Here is a 261-nt window from a genome sequence, read left to right on the forward strand (position 1 = left end):
GTATAGAATTGTTGGCTTGGCGGCTGACTCTGCGCATCTTTGGCACTGCGACTCAAGCCAAAATAGTCTAAGAGCATGCTGACCTCATTCAAGGTCTCTACGCCTGAATCGATCAAGGTCACTCCTTGCCCCATGACCGCCTGAATCAGCGGCTTGAGGTGGGGATAATGGGTGCAACCCATGACCAGAGTATCAATACCTGTCTGGTCAAAGGCACTTAAGCTTTCTCTAACCTGCTGCCAGGCCAGAGGGCTATTAAGC

1 pseudogene is annotated in these 261 nt (G+C 51.3%); it reads right to left on the reverse strand.

The features are described from left to right. Positions 1-261: pseudogene (locus tag ACSNOK_RS34830) on the reverse strand (hypothetical protein); the annotation flags it as partial.

It is taken from the genome of Streptomyces sp. URMC 126, assembly GCF_051386555.1.
Taxonomy (GTDB): Bacteria; Actinomycetota; Actinomycetes; order Streptomycetales; family Streptomycetaceae; genus Streptomyces.